This is a genomic window from Paraburkholderia sp., from assembly GCF_035656215.1.
In the GTDB taxonomy this organism is placed as follows: Bacteria; Pseudomonadota; Gammaproteobacteria; order Burkholderiales; family Burkholderiaceae; genus Paraburkholderia.
This window is the reverse complement of sequence record NZ_DASRSY010000161.1, coordinates 22,037-28,790: the sequence shown is the minus strand read 5'-3', so window position 1 is coordinate 28,790 and position 6,754 is coordinate 22,037. Positions and strand designations below refer to the sequence as shown.

At 64.4% G+C, this 6,754-nt stretch carries 2 protein-coding genes; one reads left to right on the top strand and one right to left on the bottom strand.

The window, feature by feature from the left end; genetic code table 11:
- Nucleotides 1-37 precede the first annotated feature (37 nt).
- A complete protein-coding gene (locus tag VFE81_RS09325) occupies nucleotides 38-4,264 on the top strand; it encodes a translocation/assembly module TamB domain-containing protein (RefSeq protein WP_325044317.1) in 4,227 nt (1,408 codons plus the stop codon).
- Between the two features lie 110 nt (nucleotides 4,265-4,374).
- Here VFE81_RS09325 and metG read toward each other — a convergent pair whose 3' ends face one another.
- Nucleotides 4,375-6,510 (bottom strand): methionine--tRNA ligase, encoded by a 2,136-nt coding sequence (metG, locus tag VFE81_RS09320; protein WP_325044316.1) that lies wholly within the window; start codon nucleotides 6,508-6,510, stop codon nucleotides 4,375-4,377.
- Between the last annotated feature and the right edge of the window lie 244 nt (nucleotides 6,511-6,754).

The following is a 6,754-nucleotide window of genomic DNA, read 5'->3' as shown; positions in this document are numbered from 1 at the left end:
GCCTTCTGATGGAAACCTGCTCTTACATGATCCACGCATGACCACGGACGTTTCCGCTCAACCACCCGCGCAGCCGCCCGGCGCTCATCCACCAGGAGAGCCGCCCGGACAGCAGCCTCCGCCCGACGCGCCGCCGCCTGCGCGCCGTCGCGGCCGGTTGCTGCTGAAAATGCTTGGGTGGACGGTCGCCATGCTGGTGTTGCTGGTCGCCGTGGCAATCGGCCTGCTGTATGGCGCTCTGACGACTGAGCGTGGGACGGCTTACGCGTGGCAGGCGACCGTCAAACTGCTCGGCGGCAAACTCACCGGTACCCTGGAGAGCGGGGCGCTTTCGAACGGCGTGCAACTCCGGCAGGTGCGCTGGCGCAGTCTCGACGGCAGCGGTACCGATATCCAGATCGACCGCGTGGCCGGCCGCTGGGGACTGACGCACAAGCCTTGGCGCTTCACGATCGACTATCTGCATATCGGTACGATCGACGCTCGCGTCGGTTCTTCGTCGTCGAGCAGCAGCGGACCGCTGAAATTGCCGCAAGACTTGCGCTTGCCGATGCAACTCGAGGTGCGCGATGTGCAGGTCGACAAACTGCTGTTGCGCCAGGGCGGGTCGACTACGGAGCTTTCCCGTTTCATGTTCCATGGCCGCAGCGATGGCCGGCACCATGAGGCCGCGATCGAGCGGCTGGACACGCCGTTCGGCGCGGTAACGGCGGCGGCGAAGCTCGACGGGGTGCAGCCGTTTCCGCTGACCGGCGATGTAGGCTATTCCGGCAAGGTCAATAACGAGGCGGTGCAGGTGGGCGGCCATCTCAGCGGCTCGCTGGAGAATCTCGTCGCCGAACTCGATGCCAGCGGCATGAAGCTCGCCGGCCATGCCCGGGTCGAGGCTACGCCGTTCGGCGACGTGCCGTTGCAACGCGCCACGCTGACTTTCGATCACGTCAATCCGCAGGCGTTTGCGCCGGGCGCGCCGCTGGCGGATCTGGCGGTGCGGGCGGAACTGGCGCCGGTGGGGCAGGATGCGGCAAAGAAAGGCGCCGCAGGTTTCGCCGTTGCCGGCCATGTCTCGATCGTCAACGCCAAACCCGGCGCGATCGACCAGAACCTGCTGCCTTTGATCGACGCGCAAACCGACGTGCGCCTCGACGCCCAGGCGCAGCGCATCTCGAACCTGAAGGTGCGTCTCGTGAAGAGCGCCACGCTCACCGGTGGCGGCGTGCTGACCGGCAAGCGCGGTCAGTTCGATCTGCATGTCGCCGGGCTCGACCTGAACGCGCTCGAAGCGACCGTGCGACCCACCCAGCTTTCCGGTCCGATCGGCGTCCGTCTGAACGACGACGTGCAAAGCCTGACCCTCGATCTCGCCGACCCGAAAGCAGGCTTGCGCGCGCAAGGCAAGGTGACCTTCGACCCCGCGCGAATGAGCTTCAACGACGTTCGCGTCACGTCGGGCAAAGGCCGCATCGATCTGTCCGGCGCGCTTAAACACGATGCGAATTCCACCTATAACCTGAAAGCGCAACTGACCGACTTCGATCCCTTGACACTGACTTCGCAGATGCCGTCGCGCTCGCCGGTAACGGGCCCGGCGCCTGCGGCGAGCAACGTCAAGAGCAAGAAAGTCGCTCAGGGTGTGGCAGAAGCGGGCAGCACGGCCGGCGCAAAAAGCGCGGCCCCTGGCGACAAAGCCGCCGCCGCGGTAAAGAACACCGCCAAGGCCGTGGTGCGGACCGAAGTGGTCCAACGCAAAGCGCCGCCGCCCAAACGCGGCGCGACGCCCGCGCGCAAGATCGAGGCACGCGTGAACGGCACGCTCACCGCTGCCGGTATGCTTGGCCCGGTCTTTACCACCAAGGCCGAATTCAAACTCGGCCCGAGCGTCTACGACGGCCTGCCGCTGACGGGCAGCGGCGTGGTCCAGCTAGCCGGCTCGCGGATTCTGCCGAGCCGCGCGAATCTCTCGGTGGCGAGCAATCCGGTGGACCTGCAAGGCAGCTTCGGTGCGCGCGGCGACCAGTTGCGTTTTCGCGTCGATGCGCCGGAGCTGGAGCGCCTCGGTTTCGGCCTCGCCGGGCTCATCGCGGCGGATGGCGACGTCACCGGTTCGTTCGCGCATCCGAATGTGGTGCTGAACTACAAGGCAGACAGCGTGGTGTTCAGCAGTAACCGCATTGGCCATGCGGAAGGTCACGCCGAACTGCGCGACGGTGCGAACGGCGCGCTCGTTTTCACGACGGATGCGCGCAATCTCAGCGCTGGCGGTGTCGATCTGACCACGCTCACGGCCCGCCTGTCCGGCACGCGCGCAAACCATACGCTGGAGGCGGCGGCCACCGGCAAGCTGCAGGACCGTCCGCTCGATCTGACGCTCGCGGCCAGCGGCAAGCTGACCGAAGCGCGCGACGGCACGCGCTGGGACGGCACCGTGACCCGCCTGCAGAACCGCGGCACCCCTGCGCTGAATCTCGAGTCGCCGCTCGCCGTGAGCGCCGGACCGAACCGTCTGACACTCGGCGCGACGCGTCTCACGCTCGAAGGCGCGGTGCTGAGCCTGAAATCGTTCGCCTTCGACCACGGCAAGATCCAGTCCGCCGGCACCCTGACCGACATTTCGCTTGCGCGTCTGCAGGATCTGCGGCGCGAAATTACCGGCGAACCTCCGGCCGTCAAAACCGATCTGGTGTTCGACGGCGACTGGGACTTCGCGCTCGGCAGCACCGCGAGTGGCCACATTCAGTTGAAGCGCCGCGGCGGCGACGTCACGGTCGAAATTGGCCGTGGTTTGGCCTCGCTGGGCATCACGGATATGAGCGCGCGCGCCGAATTCAGCGGCGGCAACCGGCTGAATGCGACTGTCCACGCGCAAGCCAGCCGGATCGGCGTGATCGACGCCGACGCGCATACTACGCTCGTCCCGCGCGACGGCTTCCTGACCGTCAACGAAGAGGGTGCGGTCAGCGGCAATGTGAGTGCGAACGTGCCGTCGCTGAAAACGACCGGCGGCCTGTTCGGGCCGAGCTATCTGCTCGACGGCCACCTCGCGCTGAAACTCGCGCTCGGCGGCACGGTCGCCAAACCGAACCTGACAGGGTCGCTGCTCGGCGATGGTCTGTCGGCGACGATGGTCGATCAGGGCGTGCAGTTGAAGGACGGTGTCGTGCGCATCGCGCTCTCGCAAAATCTGGTGGACTTCCAGCAGGTCGAGTTTCACGGTGCGAGCGGCACGCTGCGCGCCACCGGCCGCGTGCGTCTGGATGGCGCGGAACCGGATCTGTCCGCAAGCATCGTCGCGGATAAGCTGGAGTTGTTCGCGGCGCCGGACCGCAATCTGTCGCTTTCGGGCAGCGCGAGCGTGGCGAACGCCGGGGCAGAGGGCGGCATGGCGATCAACGGCAAATTCGTGGTCGATCACGCGTTGTTCGATATGCCGGAGCAGTCCGCGCCAAAGCTCGGCGACGATGTGGTGATCGTGCGTCCGGACGGCACGGTGGCGGGCGAACGGCCGCCGCCCGCGGTGGCCGGCACGAACAAGCCGATCGGTCCGTTCGCGCCGCGCGCCAATATCGACATCAGTCTCGGCAACAGCTTCCGTTTCCGCGGGCAAGGCGCGGACCTCGGCCTGAGCGGCACGATCACGGCGATGAGCGCGCCGAACCTGCCATTGCGCGCGGTCGGCAATGTACGCGTGACGCAGGGCTCGACCTACACCGCATTCGGCCGCAAGCTCAACATCGAGAACGGCTTCTTCACGTTCAATGGTCCGGTGGCCAATCCGGGCCTCAACATTCTCGCGATGCGTCGCAATCAGCAGGTCGAGGCGGGTGTGCAGGTCACGGGCACGGTCCAGTTCCCGGTCGCGAAGCTGATCTCCGAACCGAACGTGCCGGATAACGAAAAGCTCTCCTGGCTGCTATTCGGACACGGCACGGATCAGGGCAACAACCTCGGTCAGCAAAGCACCATGACAACCGCGCTCGCCTTGCTCGGCAGCGCGAGCGGCAAACGGATCGCGCAGACCTTCGGGCTTGACGAGTTTTCGATCGGGCGAAGCGAAGTCGGGCTGACCGATCCGCAAGTCGTGATGGTGTCGAAGGCGATCAACGAGTGGCTCGTGGTGGGCTACGAGCAGGGTCTGCAGTCGGCGAGCAATGCGATCAAGGCGACGGTGAACCTCACGCGCTATTGGTCGGTCGCGGCATATGGCGGCACGTTCGATGGCTTAGAACTGCTTTATACGCGGCGCTTCGACCGGATCCGTTGGTGATCGTAGGCCGGTGATTGACGTGGCTGAGCAACGCCACGGCACAAAAAAACGGCACGCCTTTTAAAGCGTGCCGTTTTTGTTTGTGCCTGCAGCGTTCGACGCCGCGCGCTTTATTTCACGCGCATGCCCGGCTTCGCGCCGCTGTCTGGCTCGAGGACGTAGAGGCCCGGTTCGGCTTTCTCGTCAGTCGCCGAGGCTGCCAGCACCATCCCTTCGGACAGACCGAACTTCATCTTGCGCGGCGCGAGGTTCGCGACCATCACCGTCAGCTTGCCGACCAGTTGCTCCGGCTGATAGGCCGACTTGATGCCCGAGAACACGTTGCGCGTCTTCTCTTCGCCGATGTCGAGCGTCAGTTGCAGCAGCTTGTCCGAGCCTTCCACCGCCTTGCAGTCGACGATCTTCGCGATGCGCAGATCGATCTTGGCGAAGTCGTCGATCGAGATGACGCCGGGCGTTTCTTCCTTGTCGGCTGCTGCTGCTTTCGCTGCCTTCGACTTGGCTTTCGCATCCGCCGGTGCTGCAGCCTCCGGCGTGGCTTGCAGCGAATCGCGATTCGCTGCAACGAGCGCCTCGATCTGCTTCGGATCGACGCGCGTCATCAGATGCTTGTACGCGTTGATCGGGCGCGTGGAGCTCAACGGCACGTTCGCGTCGGCCCACACCAGCGGCTCGATGCCGAGGAAGGCTTCGACCGCTTCCGCCAGCTTCGGCAGCACCGGCTTGAGCGCCAGCGACAGCAGACGGAACGCCTCGATGCTTACGCTGCAGGTTTCGTGCAACGCGACCGAGTTGACCGGGTCTTTTGCCTGATCCCACGGCTTGGCGGTGTCGACGTACGCGTTGACCGCGTCGGCCAATTCCATGGTCTGGCGCAGCGCACGGTTGTACTCGCGCGCTTCGTAGTTTGCGGCGATTTGCGGCACGGCGGCGCGCAGCGTGGCGAGCAGCGGATGCTGCATCGCGCTGTCCTGCACGCGGCCTTCGAAACGCTTGATCAGGAAGCCGGCGGCGCGGCTCGCGATGTTCACGTATTTGCCGACCAGATCGCTGTTCACGCGCGCCTGGAAGTCGTCGAGGTTCAGGTCGAGATCTTCCATCGTGCTGTTCAGCTTGGCAGCGAAATAGTAGCGCAGCCATTCCGGATTCAGGCCCGTTTCGATCACGCTTTGCGCGGTGATGAACGTGCCGCGCGACTTCGACATCTTCGCGCCATCCACCGTCAGGAAGCCGTGCGCGAACACGTTGGTCGGCGTGCGGTGGCCCGAGAATTCGAGCATGGCCGGCCAGAACAGCGTGTGGAAATACAGAATGTCTTTGCCGATGAAGTGATACTGCTCGGCGGTCGAACCCTTGCGGACCCATGCGTCGAAATCGAGGCCGCGCTTTTCGGCGAGATTCTTGAAGCTCGCGTAGTAGCCGACCGGCGCGTCCAGCCATACGTAGAAATACTTGCCCGGCGCGCCCGGAATTTCGAAGCCGAAATACGGCGCGTCGCGCGAGATATCCCAGTCGGCGAGCTTGGCTTCGCCGGCGTCGCCGAGCCATTCGCGCATCTTGTTGGTGGCTTCGGGCTGCGCCAGACCACCCACCCACGCGCGTAGGAAATTCTCGCAACGCGGGTCGGACAGGCGAAAGAAGTAGTGCGTCGAGGTCTTACGAATCGGCGTGGCACCCGAGACGACCGAATACGGATTGACCAGATCGGTCGGTAGATAGGTCGAACCGCATACTTCGCAGCTGTCGCCGTATTGATCCTTCGCGCCGCACTTCGGACATTCGCCTTTGATGAAGCGATCCGGCAGGAACATTTCCTTGACGGGGTCGTATGCCTGTTCGATGTCGCGCGCTTCGATCAGGCCGGCGTCTTTGAGCGCAAGGTAGACCGATTCGCTCAACACGCGATTCTCTTCGGAATCGGTCGAGTAGTAATTGTCGAACGAAATCCCGAAGCTGTCGAAATCGCGCTTGTGTTCTTGCCAGACGCGGTCAATCAGCTGCTTCGGCGTCAGACCTTCCTTTTCCGCGCGCAGCATGACCGGCGTGCCGTGCGTGTCATCGGCGCCCACGTAGTAGACCTCGTGCCCGTGCATTCGCAACGTCCGGACCCAGATGTCCGTCTGGATATATTCAACCAGATGGCCAATATGGATTTGCCCGTTCGCATACGGAAGGGCCGACGTGACGAGAACCTGGCGACGGCCTGACGGCGCGCCTGCGGAGAGATCGGTTGCGGGTGCTGACATAAGGATGGTGGGAGCCTGCGGTGGGACGAAACGTTGATTCTAGCAGGGCAGGCGCCCGGCGCGGGCTGGGCCGCCTGAGTCGCGGCTGGGTGGTTGCTGGAGCGGGGAGGTGTGTCCCCTAATCCGCCAGGGAGACTTCCTTCGGGGCGAAAACCGAGCGCCCAAAAAAAACCGGGGCTATTAACCCCGGAGCAACAACGACAAGAGGAGAATGGTGACGCGACGGCAATTGCCAGCCACGTAC

What these genes read in the sequence shown, in the direction of transcription:
- VFE81_RS09325 (WP_325044317.1), top strand. Translation starts at nt 38, where the DNA reads ATGACCACGGACGTTTCCGCTCAACCACCCGCGCAGCCGCCCGGCGCT.
- metG (WP_325044316.1), bottom strand. Translation starts at nt 6,510, where the DNA reads ATGTCAGCACCCGCAACCGATCTCTCCGCAGGCGCGCCGTCAGGCCGT.